The organism is Patiriisocius sp. Uisw_047, assembly GCF_047730165.1.
Lineage (GTDB): Bacteria > Bacteroidota > Bacteroidia > Flavobacteriales > Flavobacteriaceae > Patiriisocius.
The window spans coordinates 68,242-92,865 of record NZ_CP159834.1 but is presented as its reverse complement, the minus strand read 5'-3'; the positions used below and the strand labels follow the sequence as shown (position 1 = coordinate 92,865).

27 protein-coding genes and 1 other RNA gene are annotated in these 24,624 nt (G+C 37.6%); 10 read left to right on the top strand and 18 right to left on the bottom strand.

All coding sequences use genetic code 11. The annotated features are described in order from the left end of the window. Positions 1–120 precede the first annotated feature (120 nt). Together ABXT71_RS00450 and ABXT71_RS00445 are read right to left on the bottom strand one after the other, a co-directional pair. A complete protein-coding gene (locus tag ABXT71_RS00450) occupies positions 121–1,263 on the bottom strand; it encodes a T9SS type A sorting domain-containing protein (protein WP_415371838.1) in 1,143 nt (380 codons plus the stop codon). A 111-nt stretch (positions 1,264–1,374) separates the two neighbouring features. Further along, positions 1,375–2,004: a GNAT family N-acetyltransferase gene (locus ABXT71_RS00445; RefSeq protein ID WP_415371837.1), complete on the bottom strand. Its 630-nt coding sequence runs from the start codon at positions 2,002–2,004 to the stop codon at positions 1,375–1,377. Positions 2,005–2,370: 366 nt separating this feature from the next. Between ABXT71_RS00445 and ABXT71_RS00440 the strand changes: the two genes are divergently transcribed. Beyond that, a complete protein-coding gene (locus ABXT71_RS00440; RefSeq protein ID WP_415371836.1) occupies positions 2,371–2,823 on the top strand; it encodes a YybH family protein in 453 nt (150 codons plus the stop codon). A 166-nt stretch (positions 2,824–2,989) separates the two neighbouring features. Here the strand turns inward: ABXT71_RS00440 and ABXT71_RS00435 are convergent, their stop codons facing one another. The 3 genes from ABXT71_RS00435 to ABXT71_RS00425 all read right to left on the bottom strand — a co-directional run bounded on the left by ABXT71_RS00435 (position 2,990) and on the right by ABXT71_RS00425 (position 5,697). Next, positions 2,990–3,679 (bottom strand): inorganic diphosphatase, encoded by a 690-nt coding sequence (locus ABXT71_RS00435; protein ID WP_415371835.1) that lies wholly within the window; start codon positions 3,677–3,679, stop codon positions 2,990–2,992. Positions 3,680–3,863: 184 nt separating this feature from the next. Continuing rightward, the gene (locus ABXT71_RS00430; protein WP_415371834.1) at positions 3,864–4,595 is read right to left on the bottom strand and encodes a hypothetical protein; all 732 of its coding nucleotides are present in this window, start codon (positions 4,593–4,595) and stop codon (positions 3,864–3,866) included. 118 nt (positions 4,596–4,713) lie between these two features. Continuing rightward, positions 4,714–5,697, bottom strand: a complete 984-nt coding sequence (locus tag ABXT71_RS00425) for a D-alanine--D-alanine ligase (RefSeq protein ID WP_415371833.1) — start codon at positions 5,695–5,697, stop codon at positions 4,714–4,716. A 116-nt stretch (positions 5,698–5,813) separates the two neighbouring features. On the opposite strand from ABXT71_RS00425, the gene ABXT71_RS00420 reads away from it, so the two are divergent. The 4 genes from ABXT71_RS00420 (at position 5,814) to ABXT71_RS00405 (ending at position 9,272) form a co-directional block, all read left to right on the top strand. Beyond that, positions 5,814–6,413 (top strand): PASTA domain-containing protein, encoded by a 600-nt coding sequence (locus tag ABXT71_RS00420; RefSeq protein WP_415371832.1) that lies wholly within the window; start codon positions 5,814–5,816, stop codon positions 6,411–6,413. Then, the gene (locus ABXT71_RS00415; protein ID WP_415373043.1) at positions 6,400–7,449 is read left to right on the top strand and encodes an RluA family pseudouridine synthase; all 1,050 of its coding nucleotides are present in this window, start codon (positions 6,400–6,402) and stop codon (positions 7,447–7,449) included. The genes ABXT71_RS00420 and ABXT71_RS00415 overlap by 14 nt, the downstream gene beginning before the upstream one ends. Positions 7,450–7,755: 306 nt before the next feature. Next, positions 7,756–8,517 (top strand): peroxide stress protein YaaA, encoded by a 762-nt coding sequence (gene yaaA / locus ABXT71_RS00410; RefSeq protein ID WP_415371831.1) that lies wholly within the window; start codon positions 7,756–7,758, stop codon positions 8,515–8,517. A gap of 56 nt (positions 8,518–8,573) precedes the next feature. Continuing rightward, on the top strand, positions 8,574–9,272 hold the full coding sequence (locus tag ABXT71_RS00405; protein ID WP_415371830.1) for a uracil-DNA glycosylase family protein: 699 nt from the start codon (positions 8,574–8,576) through the stop codon (positions 9,270–9,272). On the opposite strand, the gene ABXT71_RS00400 is transcribed toward ABXT71_RS00405, so the two are convergent. The 11 genes from ABXT71_RS00400 to ABXT71_RS00350 form a co-directional block, all read right to left on the bottom strand. Continuing rightward, a complete protein-coding gene (locus ABXT71_RS00400) occupies positions 9,269–9,397 on the bottom strand; it encodes a 30S ribosomal protein THX (protein WP_415371829.1) in 129 nt (42 codons plus the stop codon). The genes ABXT71_RS00405 and ABXT71_RS00400 overlap by 4 nt on opposite strands. A gap of 101 nt (positions 9,398–9,498) precedes the next feature. Next, entirely contained in the window at positions 9,499–9,630 is a 132-nt protein-coding gene (locus ABXT71_RS00395; RefSeq protein ID WP_415371828.1) for a hypothetical protein, read from the bottom strand. Positions 9,631–9,734: 104 nt separating this feature from the next. Then, positions 9,735–10,496 (bottom strand): tryptophan synthase subunit alpha, encoded by a 762-nt coding sequence (trpA, locus tag ABXT71_RS00390; RefSeq protein ID WP_415371827.1) that lies wholly within the window; start codon positions 10,494–10,496, stop codon positions 9,735–9,737. Between the two features lie 57 nt (positions 10,497–10,553). Beyond that, positions 10,554–11,735, bottom strand: a complete 1,182-nt coding sequence (trpB, locus tag ABXT71_RS00385) for a tryptophan synthase subunit beta (RefSeq protein WP_415371826.1) — start codon at positions 11,733–11,735, stop codon at positions 10,554–10,556. A gap of 65 nt (positions 11,736–11,800) precedes the next feature. Continuing rightward, complete coding sequence (locus tag ABXT71_RS00380; RefSeq protein ID WP_415371825.1) at positions 11,801–12,421, bottom strand: phosphoribosylanthranilate isomerase; 621 nt, start codon at positions 12,419–12,421, stop codon at positions 11,801–11,803. 31 nt (positions 12,422–12,452) lie between these two features. Further along, a complete protein-coding gene (gene trpC, locus ABXT71_RS00375) occupies positions 12,453–13,232 on the bottom strand; it encodes an indole-3-glycerol phosphate synthase TrpC (protein ID WP_415371824.1) in 780 nt (259 codons plus the stop codon). Positions 13,233–13,318: 86 nt separating this feature from the next. Continuing rightward, positions 13,319–14,311, bottom strand: a complete 993-nt coding sequence (trpD, locus tag ABXT71_RS00370) for an anthranilate phosphoribosyltransferase (protein ID WP_415371823.1) — start codon at positions 14,309–14,311, stop codon at positions 13,319–13,321. A 1-nt stretch (position 14,312) separates the two neighbouring features. After that, positions 14,313–14,882 carry an anthranilate synthase component II gene (locus ABXT71_RS00365; protein ID WP_415371822.1) on the bottom strand — a complete coding sequence of 190 codons (570 nt, stop codon included), beginning with the start codon at positions 14,880–14,882 and terminating at the stop codon, positions 14,313–14,315. Positions 14,883–14,913: 31 nt separating this feature from the next. Then, positions 14,914–16,311, bottom strand: coding sequence for an anthranilate synthase component I family protein (locus ABXT71_RS00360; RefSeq protein ID WP_415371821.1), 1,398 nt, complete (start codon positions 16,309–16,311; stop codon positions 14,914–14,916). A 221-nt stretch (positions 16,312–16,532) separates the two neighbouring features. Beyond that, the gene (locus ABXT71_RS00355) at positions 16,533–17,105 is read right to left on the bottom strand and encodes a YceI family protein (protein ID WP_415371820.1); all 573 of its coding nucleotides are present in this window, start codon (positions 17,103–17,105) and stop codon (positions 16,533–16,535) included. A 40-nt stretch (positions 17,106–17,145) separates the two neighbouring features. After that, entirely contained in the window at positions 17,146–17,598 is a 453-nt protein-coding gene (locus ABXT71_RS00350; RefSeq protein WP_415371819.1) for a MarR family winged helix-turn-helix transcriptional regulator, read from the bottom strand. Between the two features lie 328 nt (positions 17,599–17,926). Here ABXT71_RS00350 and ABXT71_RS00345 point away from each other — a divergent pair, with 328 nt between their 5' ends. From ABXT71_RS00345 to ABXT71_RS00335, 3 genes are all read left to right on the top strand, one after another. Then, on the top strand, positions 17,927–18,532 hold the full coding sequence (locus ABXT71_RS00345) for a peptidoglycan-binding domain-containing protein (RefSeq protein WP_415371818.1): 606 nt from the start codon (positions 17,927–17,929) through the stop codon (positions 18,530–18,532). Positions 18,533–18,642: 110 nt separating this feature from the next. Continuing rightward, a complete protein-coding gene (locus ABXT71_RS00340; RefSeq protein ID WP_415371817.1) occupies positions 18,643–18,954 on the top strand; it encodes a rhodanese-like domain-containing protein in 312 nt (103 codons plus the stop codon). After that, positions 18,954–19,382, top strand: coding sequence for a rhodanese-like domain-containing protein (locus tag ABXT71_RS00335; RefSeq protein ID WP_415371816.1), 429 nt, complete (start codon positions 18,954–18,956; stop codon positions 19,380–19,382). The genes ABXT71_RS00340 and ABXT71_RS00335 overlap by 1 nt, the downstream gene beginning before the upstream one ends. A 267-nt stretch (positions 19,383–19,649) precedes the next feature. Here ABXT71_RS00335 and ssrA read toward each other — a convergent pair. Continuing rightward, positions 19,650–20,049, bottom strand: a transfer-messenger RNA (tmRNA) gene (gene ssrA, locus ABXT71_RS00330). Positions 20,050–20,198: 149 nt separating this feature from the next. On the opposite strand from ssrA, the gene ABXT71_RS00325 reads away from it, so the two are divergent. Then, the gene (locus ABXT71_RS00325) at positions 20,199–21,404 is read left to right on the top strand and encodes an NAD(P)-dependent oxidoreductase (protein ID WP_415373116.1); all 1,206 of its coding nucleotides are present in this window, start codon (positions 20,199–20,201) and stop codon (positions 21,402–21,404) included. Between the two features lie 374 nt (positions 21,405–21,778). Here ABXT71_RS00325 and kdsA read toward each other — a convergent pair whose 3' ends face one another. Continuing rightward, positions 21,779–22,597, bottom strand: a complete 819-nt coding sequence (gene kdsA, locus ABXT71_RS00320) for a 3-deoxy-8-phosphooctulonate synthase (protein ID WP_415371815.1) — start codon at positions 22,595–22,597, stop codon at positions 21,779–21,781. Between the two features lie 175 nt (positions 22,598–22,772). Here kdsA and typA point away from each other — a divergent pair, with 175 nt between their 5' ends. Then, positions 22,773–24,569, top strand: a complete 1,797-nt coding sequence (gene typA, locus ABXT71_RS00315) for a translational GTPase TypA (RefSeq protein ID WP_415371814.1) — start codon at positions 22,773–22,775, stop codon at positions 24,567–24,569. The last annotated feature ends 55 nt before the right edge of the window (positions 24,570–24,624 follow it).

The window sequence follows — 24,624 nt, the reverse complement described above, 5'->3', positions numbered from 1 at the left end:
TAGAGATTTCAGAAAGCATAGTCCCGGAAATGAAAGTTTCATTTTTTTTTCTAATCTATGACCTCAAGATGTCATCGAAATAAGATAGAATAGTGGCATTGAAATAAATAATTTCACTTTTTATTCTTTAATAACTCTTCTTGTAATTACGCCCAAAGAAGTGTTAATTGTCATTAAGTATACTCCAGAACTTAAATTGCTCAAATCCATGGTTCCGTTGTTGAGGGATGTCTCAATTTGTACTCCAAGAATATCATACAATATCACATCTTGTATTGCTAGTGTCGGGTCGTTATTTTCAATGCTAATCATATTTTGTACAGGGTTAGGAAAAACACGAATCGTCTTGTCTAGACTGTTATAGTTAGGGTTTGACAGGATATTGTCCATATACATGCGGAAAAACAACCATGCTTCTTCGCCGGCATCGATGTCCATATTTCCCCAAGCACCGGGCCAATCGTGACCTCCTCCTACTACTTCATAATACCATACCTCATTATTGTTAATTCCGTTTTGGTGCTTTTCAGTCACAATGATACTATCGTCACTAGGGTCTGTATCTGGTAGCGTTTCATTTACTAAGGTGGTGCACTCGTTTTTGGCCACAAAATAATCTATTGTTGAAGCGATACTCGGGTATGCTCCCCATCCATCTTGATTGCTAGGATCTCCAGATAAAGGTGTTACTCCATCTTGAGAACCGTGTATCTCAAACAACGGGATAGGCGTGCTGCCATCACATTCGTCTAGTATGTCTTGCAAAATCATGCCAGCAACGGGCGCTACGGCTTTAAACGTTTCATAGGCTTGGCAGGCAAGCATATAGCACATCTCTGCACCATTAGAAAATCCAGTAGCAAAAGTATAGTCAGGATTTAAACCATGCGTAACTTGCAGGTATGCTGCTAACTCTGTTAAGAAGCCCACATCATCAACATCTTCATTTGGATGAAAGTCATAGCCTACATTCCAAAAGCGATTGCCTCCGCCGTCTTTAGTTCCTCTAGGGTACACAACTGCAAATCCATATAGATCTGCAAGGTCATTCATATCAGAATAATTTCTCATGCTGCCAGCATCACCTGTATAGCCATGCATTGCAAATACCAATGGCGTATTTTCATCTAGTTCTATTGGTTCGTGGTAAATATATTGTCGGTCTATACCATCATGAGAAAAGGTGATGTATTGCGCTTGTGTTATAAAATGAGAACAACAGAATGTTAAAACAAGTAGGACTAATTTGAAATTAAGTTTCATATGACAGGGGTAAATATTTTATTAAGTAAAAATACACTTTTTTTAAAGAAAATCTAAAAGTCGCTATGACGCGATTTCCTAATTTCAAAAATTACACTTGAAGGATTACTATCATCCTTTCTGTATTCGATTAATTGAAATCCCGAATTCTTTCTCTATTGTTTTCATAACTGAAATAAAAGTCTGCGTTTTAGGGTCAGCTGGGATTGCCATATGATTTGGGATTACCTTGATGTCTATTGTTGTTAGCGTCCCTTCATTTTTCTGACTTATAATATTAAATTTTTTCAGTGCATTTAGTGCAAAACGATTTTCGCTAAGCACATAGTGCCTTAATTTTTTTAAATCCATTTTACCCGCTACAAGATTTAATGTGGCAAATAGAAGTCTCCCCAATCCTTTACCTTGGTGTGAGTCAATTACTGTAATGGCCACTTCTGCCATATCTTGTTCCTCCTTGAATTTCACAAACCGTCCTATAGCAACAGGTATAGAGACGGAGCCAGACGCATCGAGGATCCCCCAAGCAACGTGTTGTATGCCGTCAACTTCAGTAAAATAATTTAACTGAACATCACTTAGCCTATTGTTGATTTCAAACAGTCTCAGATACTTAGATCTTTCAGAAAGTTCGGCAAATCCTTTTTGTAATAAATCCTTATCAGAAGGATGGACTGGTCTTATAAGAAACCTTGATGCTTCGGTTGTATAGAAAAAATGGCTTGGAAAATCTGTAATCACTATTTGCTTTTTGAGAAAATTAATTAAAAAATATTTTGAGGCTAACCTATTTGCAGCTAATTTATTGGCATTAAAAATACGAAGATTTTAGGATTTCTTCATTGTTTTATTTTGGCTTAATAGTGGTGATTATATAGGAATACAATTTACAAGTTTATCCCTGTATAATAAAAATAAGAGAAGTTATACCAGCACCTCCGGTCTACCATTGTTTATCATTTTAAACTAATGAAAGTGCTAAGTGTTTGTTATTCAATCTTATGTTGTACATCGAAATCTAACCAATACGTTAATATTATGATTAAAAATTTTAGATTATTAGGGTTTTTAGCAGTCGCTGCTCTAATTCTAACCGCCTGTACAACTATGGGAAAAGAGGTAGCTCTTGATATGGATGTGGTGAAGGCAGAAATTCAAGCTATGGAAGATGCTTATGCAGCAGGTGAAAAAGCGAAAGATGCTGATGCAATCGCTGATTATTACGGCGAAAACGCGATAAGTTATGGCCAAAACAACCAACCAATTAAAGGAAAGAAAGCTATCAGGGCAAATATGGCAGATCGCTTGGCAAAAGACACTACTGGTACTTATAACCTATATAAGGTTGTAGACATATTTGCTGCAGGTGATGGGGTAATTGAGATAGGTTCTTGGACTGAACTTGATGCTGCTGGTAGCGAAGTTGATAATGGAAATTATATGTCTTATTTCGAGAAACAGAATGGACAGTACAAATGCGTACGAGATATGTCTACGGCTGCAACCCTTCTTAAATCAGCTATGAGGGTGGCTCCAGTTGTTGACGAATCAGAAATATAGGCTACAAAATTTGTGCTAGTAATATATTTATTACTACCGCTGTTGTGTAAGAAACGTCCGCTATTTGCGCGCAGGTGCGCGTCTATTTATGACAGGTCTAAATAAAATAAGGCGTTTGGATCAAACTAAACGTCTTCTGCTATGTATAATTTTTAGGTCGATTTTTTTACTTTGCTCCTTTGGTCTTATTTAGTTGATATTCATTAATTGCCTGTGTAAGTATGTTAAGAGCAACCTCTTTGTTTCCAAATCCATTGGACTCCATTTTACCGGGACCCTTATAGTTTGAAAACCATAGCTGTATTATATCTGTAACCCCCTTATATTGATTGTTCAATTCCGCTATACTTTGCACTCCGTACATAGGCGAATCTATTGAAACCGCAATTAATTTATCATCCTGTTCACCGCGATCCTGTAAATATAATACGCCTATTAATTTGCATTTTATAACTTGACCTCTTTCCTCGGGAGCGCCAAGAACGAGAATGTCTAATGGGTCACCATCCCCACCGCTTTCTTTTGAAAGTAAGGTTCTTGGGATCATTCCATAATTTCCAGGATATCCTATGTAGTTTACAACTCTGGGTTGATTGTCGATTAACTCCCAACTTATTTCTCCTGTTGTTTTATCTAATTCCCATTTGTCTAGGGTGCCCGCAGAAATCTCAATGATTGCATTCACGTCTCCATTCGCAGTGAGTGGCTCAATATCATGAAGTAAGTGAAGGGCTTTGCTTTCATCTTCCTGAAGGATGTTTTGGGTGTTAACTTGTTTGTTTTTTTCTTTTGAATCACATTGAACATAGAGTGTGGTTACAAAAATACAGAGTAAGAAGACATAAGTTTTATGCATAATTATAGTATATATTACAGTGTTTGTTGGGCGTACAAGGTACCCATTTATCAGTTTTTTATAAAAATAATGGCTGAGATATCTAATGAATCCAAATAGTGCACAGATTAGCTTTTATTCTGTTCGTTGGTATTATTTTTGCTGGAACACGTAATAGGCTAGTAAAGCCGAAAATTTTATATTCCTAAAAAATATAATCTAGATTGTCTCTTTCTATTTCTGAAATAACTAGGACTAAGTTTAATTGATCTTCTTTTGGTAATCGATTAAAAAGTGCATCTCCTTCTGTGATCATTTCAAGTCCTATTTCAAGACCTTTGATTTGACTTTGCGAATAAGAATTTTCATTTTTTCTCATAGCAGTGATGAGGTGCTGAATCACTTCCTTGATTTTTTTAATGAGCACTTTATCGTGCAAGATCTCAAATAAGGATTGCGAAATTTCTATAAATTTTTCGATTTCCTCGCGAGACAATAGTTTTATTAGAGCATCAATCTTTACTAAATCATACGGTGCTTCTATTTCATTTTTAACGGCTTCATCAACCAAGCTGTTCTCAAAGTTTGTAGCGGCCTTAAAGGTCTTCATGGCATGGAGCCCTGCAATCAGTATTCTAGGTAAATGTCTTCCATATCTAAAGATGAGTTTTGCGGCGTCTAGTAGGATTTTCAATAATTTCTGGGGATACTTAGTATAGTCATCTAGACTATTAAATGCCTCGTTTAATGCCACTCGCTTATCGTGCGCTGGATACATGTAATTCAAAAAATACTCCCTAAGTTGGTTTACGGTTGCTTCATCTATACTTGCCGGGAGGTCGTAGGTTTTTTTTATATTTTCATATTGATATCTATGACAAATAGTATTTCTATATCCTTCAATTATTTCTTCTAAGACTTTTTCTCTTTTTACCAAATATTTTTTATTTTTTGATCGTTCTTTACCTGTATTAGATCTTTTTATTGATTTGATCAGCGTCTAATGGACTTTGATAAAACTAGGTGATTACACTTTATTGAGAATTCAAGTGGTTTTACTTCAAAATCCCTTCAATCAACATCTCAAAAAAGGCTCCAAGTTCTATCCCAGCATCTTTCACTTGCTTTGGGATAATACTTTCGGTACTCAGTCCTGGAGTGGTGTTTGTTTCTATAAAATAAGGAATGCCATCTTGAATAATAAATTCAGAGCGTGTTATGCCTCTCATATTGAGTAGGGAGTAAATGCGTTTTGCTTCGGCTTGTACGCGCAAGGTTTCTTCTTCGGAAATACGAGCAGGAGTGATCTCTTTTGACTTTCCTTCATATTTTGCTTCATAATCAAAGAAGTCGTTTTCACTAACAATCTCAGTAGGGTTAAAAGCAAGCACGTTTCCGAAGTTAGTATACGTCCCTACAGATACTTCTGTCCCCACTAAAGCCGTCTCAATAATAATCTCGTGGTCTTCCTTAAAGGCGTGGACTAGGGCATGGGCAAACTGTTCTATGGTGCTCACCTTGCTAATGCCATAACTACTACCAGCGCGATTGGGTTTGACAAAGCAGGGGAGTCCTACTTTTGTAATCACAGCGTTCACATCTATAGATTCGCCCTTATTATGATAATAGGAGTTGGCGCATTTTACACCAAAGTTTTTTAACACAGACAAGCAGTCTCGTTTGTTAAAACTCAGCGCTGCTTCATAAAAACCAGCACTCGTTTGCGGGATACCCAGCAACTCAAAATAAGCCGCGAGATAGCCATCTTCTCCTGGCGTACCGTGTACGGTATTAAAAACCGCATCTGGAATAATGCTGCCTTCTGGCGTATTAAAGCTAAAATCACCTTTGTTAATGGGGCTTTTAGTAGCTGTTTCAGAAACAAAAAACCAACCCGATTTTAAAATATGAACGGGGTAGACATTGTATTTGCTTTTGTCTAAGGCTTCGCAGGCCACGGCACCACTGTTAAGAGAGATGTTTACTTCGCTAGAATAGCCGCCCATAAGCACGGCGATATTTTTCTTATTGTTTCGCATACTTTTAAAATTGCAACGTTTAATAGATTGTGACAAACGCACGCTAACAAAAATAGTCGTTATCTTTAAAAAGATAGTAAATTGCCCGCTATATTTGCACCCTATATTAGTGACCTATGAACTTTTTTAGATTTCTATTTACAAAGACCTTCATCAAGCAGTTATTGTTTGCCGTTGTCGCATTAGTAATTTTAGTATTCCTCTTAATGTTGTGGCTTAAAAGTACCACAAATCACGGGGAAACCATAAAAGTGCCTAACCTTTCAAAAATGCAGTTGGACAAGGTAGAAGATACGCTAGATGGTATGGATTTGCGATATGAAGTGATGGACTCTGCAAATTACAATCCAGAGTATCCGCAGTATTCTGTAATAGAGCAATTACCAAAGGCAGGAAAACTAGTTAAAGAAGATCGCAAAATCTACTTGGCATTAAATCCTTCTGGGTACACAAAAATCCCAGTACCTAACGTTGTTGGAATCACCAGACGTCAAGGAGAACGAACATTATTGGCAACAGGATTTAAAATAGGAAAGATAAGTACGCGGCCTTATATAGCTAAAGACGAAATATTAGAACTCCGCTACAAAGGCGAAAAATTAACCCCCGGGACGAAGCTAGGTAAAACCACTGTGATAGATTTAGTCATAGGCGATGGTGCCGGAAGTTTACATCCAGGAAGTGACACCACAGAAATCAACGATGATGGAGAATAACGAAATTACGGGCCCAGAGCCAGCTGAAAATGATGATCTTCATGAGCATTTTAGGTTTGTCGCAGACAAGGGTCAACAACCTTTGCGTGTAGATAAATACTTAATGAATCGTGTTGAGAATGCGACACGTAGTAAAATACAGAAAGCCGCAAAAGAGGGTAATATTTTTGTTAACGATGTCATAGTGAAATCTAATTACAAGGTCAAGCCAGATGATGTGGTGACGGTGCTTTTTGCACACCCTCCCTATGAGATGTTGCTCACGCCAGAAGATATAGATATAGATATTGTCTATGAAGACGATGACTTACTTGTTGTGAACAAACAACCAGGAATGGTCGTTCACCCAGGCCACGGAAACTACAGTGGTACATTAATAAATGCACTCATCCATCATATAGATAATCTCCCTAACAATTCTAGCAATCGCCCAGGATTAGTACATCGTATTGATAAAGACACGAGTGGATTACTTGTGGTTGCCAAGACAGAAGAGGCGATGACACATCTCGCTAAGCAGTTTTTTAATAAAAGTACAGAGCGTGAGTATGTAGCGCTCGTTTGGGGTAATTTAGATGAAGAAGAAGGTACCATTGAAGGTCACATAGGTCGTCATCCTAAAAATCGTTTACAGAATACTGTTTTCAAGGATGAAGATGCAGAAGAAAAAGGAAAAGCAGCCGTGACACACTTTAAAGTGTTGGAGCGATTTGGATATGTCACCTTAGTGAGTTGTAGACTAGAGACAGGGCGCACACATCAGATACGTGTGCATATGAAGTTTATAGGCCACACCCTTTTTAATGACGAGCGCTACGGTGGTGAGAAGATTTTAAAAGGAACCACCTTCACAAAATACAAGCAGTTTGTAGACAACTGTTTTAAAGTACTCCCACGCCAAGCCCTCCACGCCAGAACCTTGGGTTTTGTGCACCCTACAACCGGAGAGTTCATGCGTTTTGAAAGTAAGATTCCACAAGATATTGAGGACTGTCTAGAGAAGTGGCGTAACTATAGTAAGCACGTAATGGAATAAAACTTTAAAAAAGGAAAGCACAAATTTTAAGAGTTGAGGCGTTGCTTTTTTTAAGCCCTCACTTGTTACATTAAAATTTATTTTGGTTGCCCATTAAGGTCGGGTGAAGATTGGAATAAATTTTATCAAAAAATGTAAATGCTTGTAATGAAGTAAACGTTATGCCTTCGGAAATAGTAAAAACTCAACAGCAAATTTATGATTCACTTCATTATTGGAGTTCTCTATCATTAGATTAATTTTAAAGATAGGTATACGAGCCGTTTATCCTCATTTCTTCTTATTTTTATACAAAATTAGATCCCTATGAAAGTTGTTGTTTCGCCAGCAAAATCTCTTGATTACGAAAGTAAATTACCAACTACACGTGGTACCCAACCTCAGTTTTTAACACAGGCAGAAATACTCAATGCAAAGCTTGAGAAAAAGTCTAAGAAATCAGTTGGCGAGTTAATGCACATTAGTGATAAACTGGCTGAGCTCAACTATCTGCGCTATAAAGAATTTGCCACGCCGTTTACAAAGAGTAATGCTAGGCCAGCAGTCTACGCCTTCGCGGGCGATGTGTATACCGGGCTAGATGCCTATAGTATTTCAGAAAAGAAGATAGACCTACTGCAAGATACATTGCGCATCCTATCTGGACTGTATGGCGTATTAAGACCCTTAGATTTAATGCAAGCCTACCGTTTAGAAATGGGAACAAGCTTAAAAGTGGGGCGAAAAGAAAATCTATACCAATTCTGGGGCGACACTGTGACCGAAGCTTTAAATGACGAATTAGAAGATGACGAAACTTTTGTAAATCTAGCAAGTCAGGAATACTTTAAAGTCATCAACAAAAAGTTGCTAAAGGTGCCCATTATAAGCCCCGTATTCAAAGACTACAAAAACGGAAAATTAAAAATCATTTCTTTCTTCGCTAAAAAAGCCAGAGGGAGTATGGCGCGTTACCTTATTGATACAGACGCTAAAAATGGTCAAGATATTTTAGGCTTTGACTGCGATGAATATCGATACAGCGAACAGCACACGGAGAAGGAAAATGAGCCCGTTTTTATAAGGTAGGTGTTTGAAATAGAAAACTATTTACTAGTTACCACTCACTAAATAGCATTCGTAATTTGTTCCGCCACACCCATCCATATCCGCCATTTAACTTAGGGAAAGCCACAAAACTAATAGTGGGTACTTTGCCACCACCACGTTTTACCATTGGCAAGTATAATCCTTGTGATGTAAACTTTAGCTACGGAAGTATAGACGGCCAACTATGGACTATTTTAAACTCTATTTTTAATGTTGGTTTGGTTTTTGAAACCACCCAAAAAGCCATTGAGCAAAGGCAAGCTTTATTGATAAATAATAACATAGGAATCTTTGATATTGTAGCTTCAGCAAAGCGAGATAAAATAGATGCAAGTGATTTAGGAATGCAGGAGGTTGAGTTTCGGGATTTGATTTCCGTATTAGAAAAATACCCGAAATTGGATACCTTACTCTTCACAGGAGGAAACAGTAAAAATAGACCCGAGTACTTTTTTAGAAAAGTAGCCAAGGCGAGTGGCTTTGTCGTTAATGTAATCCACGATCAAGTGCCGAGAATTCACAGTTTTCAATTGCCTATTTCAAAAAGAATCATTCATACGATTTGTTTAACAGCGCCCAGCGGTGCTGCTAATCGTGCTGTAGGGAGTTTAAAAGCTTATAAGGAGATGAAAGTCTCCTTTCCCCACAAGAACAGCATCGATTTAAGAATCGAACAATACCCCCCTTATTTTACGCAACAAAAAAGCGACTGGTTACCCAATCGCTCTAATTAATTTTGTGGTGCATTGCCTTTTATCTTTTTAGGTCGCAACGTAAACTTTTTGCGTTTTGGTCGTAGCTTTCCAAAAGTGCTAAGACTTATTTTGCCTCGTTTCGTTTTTTTGTCTCCTTTTCCCATAATTAAGTTTTTTGTTCATTTCTGTATTTCGTTTATATGGCAACTATTAGAAATACTCGGCATAAACTTTGGCGAGAATATCAGCGCTAAGTGCTTAGTAATTATCTCTTTTCCTGTTGTTCTTTTATGGTCTTCGTCTCAGGATCAAATTTATTAGTCCTAGCTTGATTCACATTTCCCGTAGGATTTGTTGGGTTTGTTTGCTCTACTGTTCTTTCAAATTTCCTTTTCATATTCTTTTCATTTATTGTTAATTTTCAAGATACAAAACATCAGTCTAACCTAGTGTTTAGTTCATGTAAAGGTTTGTTAAACCTTGAAATCGGAATAGGAAAAATTACCTGATCGCTTTTACAAATTCCTCAATCCCATCCACTCCTTTCTCCGTCAACATGTTTATAAACGCACTCCCAATAATTGCTCCGCTTGCATACTTGGTGGCAGCCTCGAAAGTTTTAGAATTATTAATCCCAAAACCTACAATTTGTGGGTTGTTGAGGTTCATTTCTTTGATGCGAGCAAAGTAGTCCGTTTGCGCATTTCCGAAGCTAGAATTAGATCCAGTTACACTGGCGCTACTTACCATATATATGAAGCCATTGCTCGCATCGTCTATCTGATGAATGCGTTCGTCGCTGGTTTGAGGGGTGATTAGAAATACATTTATGAGTCCGTATTTTTCAAAAATAGCTTTGTAGTGTTCTGTGTATTCAGCCAAAGGTAAATCTGGTAAAATCAATCCGTCGATACCAACTTCTTGACATTTTTTACAGAAATTTTCTACACCATATTGAAGCACAGGATTAAAGTATCCCATCGCTATCAAAGGGATAGAAACGGTTTTTCGAATGTCTTTCAATTGCTCAAAAAGTAGGGTAGTGGTCATTCCGTTTTGGAGGGCTTGTGTTCCACTTGCTTGAATTGTTGGCCCATCTGCGAGAGGATCACTAAAGGGTAAACCAATTTCTATCATATCTACGCCGTTTGCCTGCAGGCTTTCAAGAATGGGAATGGTGTCCTCAAGATTTGGATATCCTGCGGTGAAGTAGATGGAGAGGAGTTTAGACTTAGCTTTTATTTTTTCGGTAATTCGATTCATTTTTTTTTCTCTTATTTCTTGTTTTCTGTAGCGAAGCAGTCTTGGTTCTTTTAAAGGCTATAGGTTAAAATATTCTATATAGTTATTTAGGTCCTTATCACCCCGTCCACTTAAATTAACGACCACCACATCATCTGGCTTAAATTTACGGGTCTCAAAAATCGCTAGCGCATGACTTGTTTCTATTGCTGGAATAATCCCTTCTAGTTTAGAAAGTTCTAAGCCAGCATGCATCGCATCATCATCTGTGACACTTATAAATTCGCCACGACCACTCGCAAACAAATGTGCGTGCATAGGTCCAACACCGGGATAATCTAAGCCTGCCGAAATAGAGTACGGCTCTGTAATCTGGCCGTCATCTGTTTGCATTAACAGCGTTTTGCTTCCGTGAATAACCCCAACTTTACCAAGTGCTGAGGTGGCGGCACTCTCTCCACTATGGATTCCTTTTCCTGCTGCTTCTACGGCGATGAGGCCCACTTCTGGAGTATCTAAAAAATGATAATAAGCCCCAGCAGCATTACTCCCGCCACCTACACAGGCAACTACATAATCTGGGTTCTCACGTCCTTCTTTTTCTTGTAATTGTAATTTAATTTCTTTAGAAATAACACTTTGAAAACGTGCCACCATATCTGGATATGGATGCGGTCCTACGACACTCCCTATGATATAATGCGTGTCTGTTGGGTTGTTAATCCAGTCTCTAATGGCTTCGTTGGTAGCATCTTTTAATGTTCTACTTCCACTTAAGGCAGGTACAACAGTTGCTCCTAGCATTTTCATTCTAGCGACGTTTGGGGCTTGTCTCGCGATGTCAATTTCGCCCATGTAAACGATACATTCTAGTCCCATAAGCGCGCAAACGGTCGCGGTTGCTACACCGTGTTGTCCTGCACCCGTTTCTGCAATAATTCGTTTTTTGCCTAAACGCTGCGCCATTAAAATCTGCCCAATTGTATTATTCACTTTATGCGCTCCTGTATGGCAAAGATCTTCTCGTTTTAAGTAGATTTTTGTGTCGTATTTTTTAGACAATCGCTTGGCAAAATACAAAGGTGTTGGACGGCCTACATATTCTCGCAGCAAGTCCTGAAATTCTGCTTGAAAATCAGCAGTTTCCATCACTTTTATATATTTCTGGCGCAATTCTTCTACATTTGGATACAGCATTTCTGGGATGTATGCACCGCCAAATTCGCCGTAATATCCTTTTTCGTTTACGTTATAATTCATATCTGTTTGTTGCCCTTCGACAGGCTCAGTTTGACTTTATTTGTCAATTTGAGCTTGTTGAAGCATTATTCTATTTCTTTAATTAACTTTTTCAATTTTTCCACATTTTTTAATCCAGGGCTGTCTTCAAATTTACTATTCACATCAATGGCATGAATGGGTAAATCTGTTTGTAATAGTTCTTTCACTTCAGAAATATTCTCCAAGGAGATACCGCCACTTAAAATGAAAGGCTTGGTGCTTGGATAGTCATTTAACGCCCTCCAGTTGAAAGCGAAACCATTACCGCCTTTGTCTTTTCCTTTTGTGTCAAAGAGATACTTATCTACCACATTCTCATACACTAAAATTTTACTAAAATCAAAATGGTCATCGACTGAAAAGACTTTCCAAACTTCGACTCCGTTTTCCTGTTTTACTCTAGTAGGTAAGTTTAATATATTTTGATTGATTTCGTTTATATAAAATACAGATTCATCACCGTGTAGTTGGATCACATCTAGTTTAAAAGCTTTAATTTTTTTAAGTATAAATGAAATAGGCGCATCTACAAAAACACCCACGCGCTTTATTTTTTCTGAAATATTAAGTACGTCATCCTCATAGTCACGTGAACTTTTAGTATAAAAAATAAAACCTAAATAGTCTGGTTGCAACGCTGCCACTTGGGCTACGTTGTGCTTCATTCCGCATATTTTTAGTTTAGTCTGTTTCATTTTACTGAAGCGCTTTAATAAACTCCATCGCACTTTTTCCAGGATCCTCGGTTTTCATAAATCGTTCACCAATAAGAAAGCCTTTATACCCATATGGCTTTAATTCTTGAATCGCTTCAATAGTACTAATACCACTTTCCGAAACTTTTACATAACTATCAGGAATCAGTTTTGATAATGCTTTACTCGCATCAAGTGAAACTTCAAATGTTTTAAGATTTCTATTATTTACTCCTAACAAATCTACAGTAGGGTGCAGAGACTTTTTAAGTTCTTCTTCGTTATGTATTTCTAATAATACATCCATCCCTAATTCTTTTGCTAATGCAGAATATTCTTGTAATTCACCTGCTTCTAAACAGGCTGCAATTAATAAAATCGCATCTGCACCGTAGGCTTTTGCCTCATAGATTTGGTATGGGTCAATAATGAATTCTTTTCGTAATAATGGAATGTTTACACAAGCTCTTGCTACCAATAAATCATCCAATGATCCTCCAAAAAATTTGGTATCCGTCAATACCGAAATGGCACTCACACCGGCCTTTTCATATCCTTTCACTACTTCTGGAACTAATATATTCTCATTGATTACAGATTTGCTTGGCGAGCGTCTTTTGTGTTCTGCTATAATACCAGAACCTTCTGCCACACTTTTAGCCATAGAAAAACAGTCTCTTGCAAATAAAGTGGATTGCTTCAATACAGAGAGAGGAAACGCCTGCATTCTTGCAGCGACTTCTAGTTTTTTGTACTCTGTTATTTTTTTTAGTATTGTCATAATATGATTGGAGATTGTGGATTAACGATTTTTGAATCTTTTTTAGCGCAATATTCAAAAATCCCCAATCAGAAATCGTTACTCTTTTACGTACTCAATTGCCTAATTTTATTCAAAGCATTCAACCCATTCCCGCACATCAAGCTTTCTTTCGCTTTATTAAATCCTTCTTGTATCGTAGATCCAGTTACTGTCGATATTGCTAATCCCGCATTAGCGCAGACCACGTTATTTTGTGGCTCGGTTCCATTTCCACTTAATATTTCAGAAAAAATATGAGCAGATTCTTTTACTGTTTCTCCTCCATAAATGTCGCTCTGGGCTATCTTCTTAACTCCGAAACTCTCTGGAGTCAATACTATTTCCGAAGCATTGCTTATCATTTTTACCGGTCCCGTTAAACTCACTTCGTCGTAGCCATCCATGGCGTGGAGTACCGCAAAATTCTTTGTGCCTTTTTGATATAGATATCCATATATTCTAGCCAACTCAAGGTTAAAAACACCTACTAATTGGTTTTTAGGAAAAGCGGGATTTACCATAGGGCCTAACATATTAAAGAATGTTTTTACACCCAGTTCTCTGCGAATAGGCGCTACATTTTTCATTGCAGGGTGGAAGAGGGGCGCGTGTAATACGCAAATTCCTGCTTCGTCTAAGCATCTTTTATGATGGTCGTTATTATTGCTAAACTTGATGCCCAATTGTTCCATTACATTACTGCTTCCGCTAATAGAAGAAACGCCGTAGTTTCCGTGTTTAGTGACATGAACGCCGGCACCTGCAGTCACAAATGACGCTAAGGTGCTTATGTTAAAGGTGTTTTTTCCGTCGCCGCCTGTGCCACATAAATCTATGGTGTTGTAATCACTGACGTTTACGGGAATACACAATTCTAATAGTGCATCGCGAAAACCTTCGAGTTCTTCAATACCGATACTTCGCATCATATAAACGGTCATAAAAGCCGCAATCTGACTTTGGTTATATTTCCCTTCAGAAATATTAACCAAAACCTCTCTTGCCTGCACCTTTGATAAGCGCTCGTGGTTGATTAGTTTGTTTAGTATATTCTTCATCTTACTTCATTTCAATCCAGTTTTTAATCATCTCTTTTCCCTTAGGTGTTAGTACACTTTCTGGGTGAAACTGAACGCCTCTAATATCGAGTTCTCTATGTCTTAGTGACATTATTTGTCCATTATCGTCCAGAGACGTGATCTCTAGGCTTGCAGGAAAATCTTCTTTGTTTACTACCCAGCTATGGTACCTTCCTATTTTGATCTCTTTACCGAGCCCTTTAAATAAAGGTTCGTCATCTACTAGTATTTCTGCCCTGGTAGCAACTCCGTGAAACACCTTTGATAGGTTTGTTAATGATCCTCCAAAAACTTCTCCTATGGCTTGTTGCCCTAAACAAACCCCTAATATTGGTTTTTTACCAGCATATGTTTTGATTACTTCTTTAAGTAGTCCTGCCTCTTCTGGGATCCCCGGACCTGGAGATAATAAAATCTTATCATACCGCTCCAAATCTTCCACATGGAACTGGTCATTACGTAATACGTGTACTTCACAATCTAATTCTTCTAGATAGTGCACTAGATTGTACACAAAGCTGTCGTAATTGTCTATTACTATTATTTTCATATTTCTGCTCCGCACAATACGCGGGTTTGTTTTAAATTTCTTCTGCTAACTCTAGCGCTTTCTGCAAAGCTCCTAATTTGTGATATACTTCTTGTAGTTCTTTTTCTGGATCACTATCATTTACCACTCCCGCACCTGCTTGAAAATGTAGTGTGTGATTTTTACTCACAAAACTTCTAATGATGATGGCGTGATTAAAGTTGCCTTTAAAATCCATGAAACCAATCGCGCCGCCGTAGAAATCTCTATTCACGTTTTCGTATTTCTCTAGCAAGGTCATCGCGTTATGCTTGGGAGCGCCACTTAATGTTCCTGCAGGAAATGTGTCTGCGACCACTTGCATCGTTGCGGTCTCTTTATTTTTTGTTGCGGTTACTTTGCTTACTAAATGAATCACGTGCGAGAAAAACTGAACCTCACGATAGGTTTCTACTTTCACATTGCTCCCGTGACGGCTTAGATCATTTCTTGCCAGATCTACAAGCATTACATGCTCGCTATTCTCTTTTTCATCTGCGGAAAGTTGCTTGGCGAGAAGGGCATCTTGCTCATCATTACCTGTTCTTTTAAAGGTCCCGGCAATAGGATGAATTTCTGCTTGATCTCCACTTACTACTAATTGTGCTTCTGGCGAACTTCCGAAAATTTTAAAATTTCCGTAGTCAAAATAGAATAGGTAAGGTGATGGGTTTATGCTGCGTAATGCTCTGTATACATTAAACTCGTCACCGGTAAATTTTTGAGAAAAGCGTTTGCTTGGTACAATCTGGAAAACATCACCACGTGCACAATGCGCTTTGCATTTGATCACTAGTTCTTTAAAGTCCTCGTCTTTTAAGTTTGTTGTGGGCGCTCCGTTTTTGGCGAATGGATATTCGGCAAAATTCTTTGACGTTAAGAGACGTTCCATCTCTTCTATATTATTTTCGCTCTTATAGCAATGTGCAAAAATGTATGCTTCATTGTTAAAGTGATTGATGGCAATTACATTTTGATATACCGCGTAATAGGCATCAGGAATTTCAAGATCACCTTTCTTTTTTGTAATCTCGATATCTTCAAAATAGCGCACCATATCATAGCTCATATACCCAAACAGGCCGTTGTTTATAAACTTGAAAGCTTTAGAGTCATCTGCCTCAAAGGATTCTGAGAATTGCTGGATGATTTTTGGGACGTTCGTAGCATTGTCAATGTTTAAAATTTCTGAAGTGCCATCAGGATACTGTTGTGTTATTTGTTCATTCGCAATTTTAATCGATGCAATAGGGTTGCAGCAGATGTAGCTAAAACTATTATCGTTTGCGTGATAATCGCTGCTTTCTAGTAATAGACACTTAGGGAATCTATCGCGCAACCTCAAGTATACGGACACTGGAGTGAGTGTGTCTGCGAGTAATTTTTTACTATGTGTTTTTAGTTTGTACATTTTTTTCCTGCTATTTTTTATTGCTATCTATGCGTAAATTAAAGCCAATAAAAAAAGGCTTGTCGTGATGACAAGCCTTTGGTATTTGAAAATACTACAATAGTGCTTTTCTCACGATTATCGTCGAGAGTTGTTCCACCACCAAGTATGATTATTTGTTATTTGCATAATTATAAAGGTCAAAGATAGTGAATCATAAAAACTCACAACTTAAAATTTGCTTAAAATTTTAAAACTACATCTAATGTGAAATTATCAGAAATTGTATTGTCTCCTAAACTGTCAAAAAAGCTTCCAGAACCATAACGAACATTGTGCTTTGTTCTGTCTATTTTAAATGATGCAGTCATAGCATCTTCTACAGTTGCTAACTCAAAAGAAATAGGCTCTGTTGTGCCTTTTATGGTGATACTTGCATCTATCTCGTAGCCATCAGACATTTTTTGAACCTTTGTGAACGCAAGTGTGGCTGTTGGGTAGGTTCCGATACCAAAGAAATCATCACTTTTTAAATGACCTTCTAGTTTCTCTTTTCCTTCGCCTACTTTGAGGTCAGTTACATTTATAGAAGTCATATCTACTGTAAACATTCCGCCAGTTAGCATTTCTCCGTCCATCTCTAGCACCCCTTCTGTAAAAGTGATTGTTCCTGTATGTGATCCTAATACTTTTTCACCTGTCCAAGTGATAGCACTGTTTTCTGCGTTAATCGCTTTTTTAACTGTTTGTGCCTGTGTAAATGTCGTAGCTCCTAATACTACTGTTGCAATTAAAATTGATTTTATTGTTTTCATAACGTTGTGCCTTAAAGGAGGCGCCCTTTTTTAAATTTAATTAATCTCTTAGTTTATCTAATAATGTATTGAGTGTTTGCAGTTCATTTTCTGAGAGTTTCTGCAATTGTTGTTTGTTGTTTGTTTCGGTAATTGGGTCTAAGCTTGCGAGTAATACAAGACCTTGGGAGGTTATAAATAGCTCTATTTTTCTTCTATTATTTTTACATACTTGCCTATTTACGAGCTCTTTTGTAATTAGTTTGTCTATCAATCTTGTAGTATTACTGCTTTTATCGATCATTCTTTCCTGAACGGTAGATAAGTTTGCGGCAACACCTTTTTGACCTCTTAAGATTCTTAAGACATTATATTGTTGCGTGCTAATGTCATGCTCTTTGATCACTTGAAGTACACTTTCTTCAATTATTCTACTCGTGTACATCAGGTTAATGACTGTTTTAGTTTCTAAACCTAATGCCTGATTTGATTTTATTACTTTTTCAATATTCATATTTGTACATACAACTGTTGTGTGGACAAATGTAATTCTTTTTAATAGATAGTGTTGTGTCGTTTAACAAATATTTAATAACTGAAGGTATGTTTACCGCGATCATAGTAGTGTTTAAAACTAATGAGGTGTTTGGTTGTCGCGGTGTTTTTTCTTCTAACAAGCTTTAAGTAGATGCGGGAGTCGTTTTAAAAGGTTTTATAAATTTAATTACCATTCTTAAATTTATCAATGCCGATGGATAAACCCTTGGGCATTTCTTTTGGAGCAAAAGCGCAGCTATTGCCAATGGTTTTTTAGTATATTTGAAACAACTTAACCTCTTACAATGAAGGCCATCATTATCTTTCTTTTTGCAGTTATTATAGTCATTATGGGGTATCATGTTTATGATAATTGGCAACGGTTTAATCCTCCTAATTATCTGTATGTGTCTTCTTTCGAGATTCCTAAAGATCATGTTGATAAGGCCCTATTATTAGATTACCAAGATGCTGTAGCAAAACTCAACGGTTATGTGATTACCCAATGGAGTGCAAACGATATTGATGTGCGTAATCCAGAAAGTGATAATGCCAAAACAGTATCTGCAGTTTCAGATTATGCAACAAAGATAGCAGCTGTAAAATATTATGAAGATCAATTAATAGTAGCTAAGAGTACTAAAGTATCACCTTCTAAAGATTCGAAAAAAAAGGAGCTTATTAAAACGATGTTCTACATAAGCCCGCTGCAAAATGAATTTAAACTAGGAGAACGAAGCGCCTTTATTTTTGAAGTTCAGGGTATATTGATTGAAAAAGGTGAAGCTATTCAACAAGATGGGCTTTATAGCTTAGGAACTCAATCGGCTCTCAAAAAATTTGAAGCAGATAACGGTCTGTTTTCTGACGGAAAAATGGATGCATTAACACTTGATGCGCTCTTAAAATAATTTGAGATAAATAAAAATATCGAAGCTTTAAACGTTTCGGCATTTTTATTGTTGAAGCTTTACTTAGTCGTACTATTACGCATTATAAAATTTAACAAGAGATTACAACAATGAAAGATTTGAACCAAGTACAATGGCGAGATGAACTTGCAAAAGATGAAAATGCAATCATTCTGGATGTACGCACGGAGTCTGAAGTGGCAGAAGGCTATATTCCTAATGCAAAACACTTAGATATCTTGAACGCGAGAGCTTTTATGGAAGGAGCTAATGAACTAGATAAGGACGTGCATTACTTTGTGTACTGTAAAGCTGGCAGTAGAAGTGCACAGGCATGTATGATTATGGAGTCTATAGGTTTTAAAAACACAAGCAATCTATTGGGAGGTTTTTCTCAATGGGATGGCGAAACAACACTCTAATGAAATATTTATTTATACCAATAGCACTCTTTACCGTTACAATGTTAACTAGTTGTAAAGAAAAAGTGAAACAGATCAACCCGCAAACAGAAACGGTACAATCTACGATTACGGTAATTAGCCCAAAAGAGGTGTATGATTCTTTGCAAGAGGACCAGTCTCTACAATTGTTAGACGTGCGTACCCCAGAAGAATACGGTGTTACTCATTTAAAGTCATCACAAAATATATGTGTGACCACACCAGGATTTAAAGAAAAGGCGGCAAAGCTTGATAGAAGTAAACCTGTGTATGTCTATTGTAAAAGTGGAGGTCGTAGTGCGAGGGCAAGTGAAATACTAGCAGATATGGGCTTTACGCAGATATTTGATTTACAAGGTGGTATTACCAACTGGCAGGCACATGACTTGGAAGTCGTTAAAGAATAGCAGTATTATTTAATAAACAGAAAGTTTTTTTCTTCGGAAATATAAACCGTCCATTTTGGTCGGTTTTTTTATTGTACAGAATTTTTATAGGTTGGAATAATTAAGGGTGAATGACTAAGATTAGGTAAGCGCAATCCCCAATGGCTTCCGTTCTGATAATTGAAATCCCTGCGCTACGTACTTATCTTATTCTTAAATTTTGAGCGAGCTCAATTTCTACGTAAAATAGCAAAACCATCCGCTTATGCGAATGGCTTTCTACTTGATCAGTGGAGCCGGGGAGATTCGAACTCCCGTCCAAACGTGCACTTGCACAGCTTTCTACATGTTTAGTTTTTATTTAGATTTTCGTGAGATTGCCGGTCAAAAACTACCAACGCACCCCTTATCCTAAATTAGATGTCTCTGCTATGTCTAGGTACCACAACAGATAGGTTTACTTTTACGAAGTCACTATATCAAAAACCGTAAACCAAGGTGTTTGAGTGACTTCCTGCTTGCCCGCCTAGCGGGCCGAGGCGTAATCCTACTATAATTCGGATTATGCAGCTAGGGCGTAGTTGTTCTCGCCGTTTAAAAAGTGTGAAAAATGAGATTTAAGAGCTGTTTTCCAGCGCTCTACATGCTTACTATACCCGAAAACCCGCTGTCAAAACCAGTCGGCCCCGTATTCTCTTAACTAAGCTCTTATTAGTAGTAGTCTGTATAATACATTCATACGAGCTAACAGAATCTTGAATCTTAAGAGGGCGTAAATATACAAGATTTGCGCTATCTTTGACCTTCTATACATAACAAAATCCGTACCAAATGCCAATTACTTTTGCTATCCTTAAAGAACGTAAAAACCCGCCAGATAGACGTGTGGTTTTCTCACCAGAAAAACTAAAAGAAGCCGCGACTTTATTTCCTGAGGCTCAATTTATTGTAGAGTCTAGTGATATTCGTGTCTTTACCGATGGCGCATATCGTGATGCAGGTTTTGAAGTAAAGGATGATGTAACGGAAGCAGATGTAATGCTCGGTGTTAAAGAAGTGCCAGTGGCTGCTTTAATACCAAACAAGAAGTATTTCTACTTCTCGCATACCATAAAAAAACAACCTTATAATAGAGACTTACTCTTAGCGATGCTCGAGAAAAATATCGAGATGTATGACCATGAGACTATTGTAAAGCAAAGTGGAGCAAGGCTTATTGGTTTTGGGCGCTATGCTGGATTAGTAGGTGCTTACAACGGTTTTAGAGCCTTAGGGATACGAGATAGTTTGTTTAATCTGCCTAAGGTAGAAAGCCTTGCAGATCTTGATGCCGTAAAAAAAGAGTTAGATAAAATCAAACTACCTGCGATTAAAATTATACTCACAGGAACGGGCAAAGTAGCGCAAGGTGCTAAGGAAATATTAGATTATTTAAAAATAAAACAAGTAAGTGATGCGCTTTATTTAACATCACAATTTACAGAGCCTGTGTATTGTATGGCAGATGTAATGGAATACAATAAACGCAAAGATGGCAAAGTAGGAGAGAAGCATGCTTTTTACAAAGATCCAGCTCCTTATGAAAGCAATTTTATGCCCTACGCATCAGAAACAGATTTCTTTATTGCCGGTCATTTTTATGGAAATAATGCACCTTATTTATTTACTAGAGCAGATGCCAAGCAAGAAAATTTCCGCATACGTCTTATAGCTGATATTTCATGTGATATAGATGGGCCCGTGGCGGCAACCATAAAATCATCTACGATTGCAGACCCGTTTTATGGGTATGATCCTCAAACAGAAAGTGAAGTTGCCATGGATGCTCCGGGAGCGATTACTATGATGGCGGTAGACAACCTACCTTGCGAATTGCCTAAAGACGCTAGTGAAGGGTTTGGTGAGATGTTTTTAGAAAACGTTATTCCAGCATTCTTCAATAATGACGATCGAGGGATGTTAAAACGTGCACGAATGACTACAAAACAGGGCACATTGACAGAACGATTTTCGTACTTGTTAGACTATGTTGCGGGAGAATAATTCAGGGCTATGTTGCTTGAGGTGCAACTGCTTATTCAGCAAATCTTGCTAGGCTGGGACTACTTTATAAATGGCGATTGCCAGTTTTTTTTAAGTGAAAGGTGCTCTGTTTGCTATGTAAATGTGAGTAATGGGTGTCTAAACGTTTTCTTTTGGGCCCGTAAAGATTTCAATATCCACCTGGATACCCTAGTTTCTGAAAAAAGAAAGTTTGTAAAATCACTTCGTTATTTTAAACCTGATGATCTTGATGGAAGAATTCTAATAGAATGAATAGAGGAAGCAAATTGAACTAAGAAAAAAGGGTACACGGTTTGAAAATTAGTATCGAGTTTTTAGGAATTAGTATTGAGTATTTTTTTCACTACTCCATACTATAATGAATTAACCACCTTTCTTATCGCTACAAGATCTGTCAATAACTTTTCAAGTTTAGAGATATCTAGCATATTAGCGCCATCACTTTTAGCATTTGCTGGATCAAAATGAGTTTCGATAAAAAGACCGTCAACGCCAGTTGCTATTCCTGCTCTGGCTATAGTGCTAATCATTTCTGGTCGTCCACCAGTTACGCCCACACTTTGGTTAGGCTGTTGTAAACTATGGGTTACATCTAGCACCACAGGAGCATATTGCTTCATAGTTGGGATTCCTCTAAAGTCTACAATCATATCTTGATATCCAAACATTGTCCCTCTATCTGTAATCCACGCTTTATCGCTACCCGCATCTTTTACTTTTTGCACGGCGTGTTGCATCGCTTCAGGGCTCATAAATTGGCCTTTCTTCAAATTCACCACTTTACCGGTTTTTGCAGCGGCCACTAGGAGGTCGGTTTGGCGCACTAAAAACGCAGGAATTTGAAGTACATCAACGTATTGTGCAGCTTTAGCAGCTTCACTAGCTTCGTGAATATCTGTTACGGTCGGTACTTTAAATGTTTTTGAAACTTTCTGTAAAATCTCTAGTGCTTTTTCGTCACCAATACCCGTAAAACTATCTATACGACTGCGGTTAGCTTTGCGGTAACTTCCTTTAAAGATAAAAGGAATCTCAAGCTTGTCTGCAATAGTGACAATCTTCTCGGCAATACGCATTGCCATATCTTCACCTTCAATAGCGCAAGGGCCAGCGAGTAGGAAGAAGTTGTTTGAATTTGTGTGTTTTATGTTTGGGATGCTCGCTAAGGTCATAGATTTATTTTAAGAAGAGGCAAAGGTAGAATATTCTGATGTCAAGTCTTTATTAATAAAAAATTAAGATGTTTCTAAGACCTGTAACATTTTCGTAGAAATAAAGTGCTTTAAAAGATACGCTAATTCATTAAAATACACTACTTTTGCACCGCCTAAAAAAGGGCGTTTTGTTATGAAAGTTATAAATATTGCAATTATTGCTCACGTAGATCACGGTAAAACCACCTTGGTTGATAAAATTATGCATCACTGTAGCCTTTTTCGTGAAAACGAAAATACAGGAGATCTAATCCTTGATAATAACGATCTTGAGCGTGAACGTGGAATTACGATTACGTCAAAAAACGTGTCTGTAGTATACAAAGACACGAAGATTAATATTATTGACACCCCTGGTCACGCCGATTTTGGTGGTGAAGTAGAGCGTGTATTAAACATGGCAGATGGCGTTTGTTTACTGGTAGATGCTTTTGAAGGGCCTATGCCACAAACACGTTTTGTATTGCAAAAAGCATTAGACTTAGGTCTAAAGCCTTGCGTTGTAATAAATAAAGTAGATAAAGAAAACTGTACTCCAGACATCGTTCACGAAAAAGTGTTCGACTTAATGTATGAGCTTGGTGCAGAAGAGTGGCAATTAGATTTCCCTACCGTTTATGGTTCTGCAAAGAACAATTGGATGAGTGATGACTGGAAAGACGAAACGGAAAATGTTGAGCCATTATTAGATATGGTTTTAGCGAACGTTACACCTCCAAAATTTGAAGAAGGAACGCCTCAGTTATTGATTACATCATTAGATTTCTCCTCATTTACAGGGCGTATCGCGATTGGACGTTTAACGCGTGGTACTTTAAAAGAAGCAATGCGTGTCTCTCTTGTAAAAAGAGACGGTACGATTACAAAAACAAAAATTAAAGAACTACATACTTTTGAAGGTTTAGGTCGTAAGAAAGTAGCAGAGGTTCAAGCAGGAGATATTTGTGCGCTTGTAGGAATTGAAGGATTTGAAATTGGTGACACCGTTGCGGATATTGAAAACCCTGAAGGTTTAAAAACAATCGATATTGACGAACCTACAATGAGTATGTTGTTTACAATTAACGATTCACCTTTCTTTGGTAAAGATGGAAAGTATGTAACATCACGTCACATTAGAGAGCGTTTAGAAAGAGAATTAGAGAAAAACTTAGCACTGCGTTTAGAAGAAACGGGGAGTGCAGATAAGTTTTTAGTATTTGGTCGTGGTGTATTGCACTTGTCTGTATTGATTGAGACAATGCGTCGTGAAGGATACGAATTACAAATAGGGCAACCACAAGTAATCATCAAGGAGATTGATGGCGTTAAATGTGAGCCAGTAGAAGAACTGACAATTGATTTACCAGAAAACGTAAGTGGAACTGCTGTAAATTTAGTGACCATGCGTAAAGGTGATTTGCTTTCTATGGTAGCTAAGGGAGATCGTATGATTTGCGAATTCCAGATTCCATCACGTGGTATAATTGGACTTCGTAACCAACTCTTAACTGCAACTGCAGGGGAAGCGATTATGACACACCGTTTTATAGAGTATCAACCAATGAAGGGTGGTATTCCAGAACGTCAAAATGGATCTTTAGTATCTATGGAAAACGGATCTGCAATTCCTTATTCTATTGATAAATTACAGGACAGAGGACGTTTCTTTGTAAATCCAAATGAGGATATCTACGAAGGACAGGTAATTGGAGAGAACACACGCCAAGATGATATGGAAGTGAACATCACCAAAACTAAGAAGATGAGTAATGTACGCTCTAGTGGTGCAGATGACAAGGCAAAGATTGTACCTGCTATCAAGTTTTCACTAGAAGAAGCGTTAGAATATATTCAGAAAGATGAGTATGTTGAGGTAACTCCTAACTTCTTGCGCGTTCGTAAAGTGTTCTTAAAAGCTACTGATAGAAAACGTAATAAAATCGCTTAATATTTCTTCGGAAATAGGAAGCAACGATTAATAATTAATCTGCATTAGACATTGC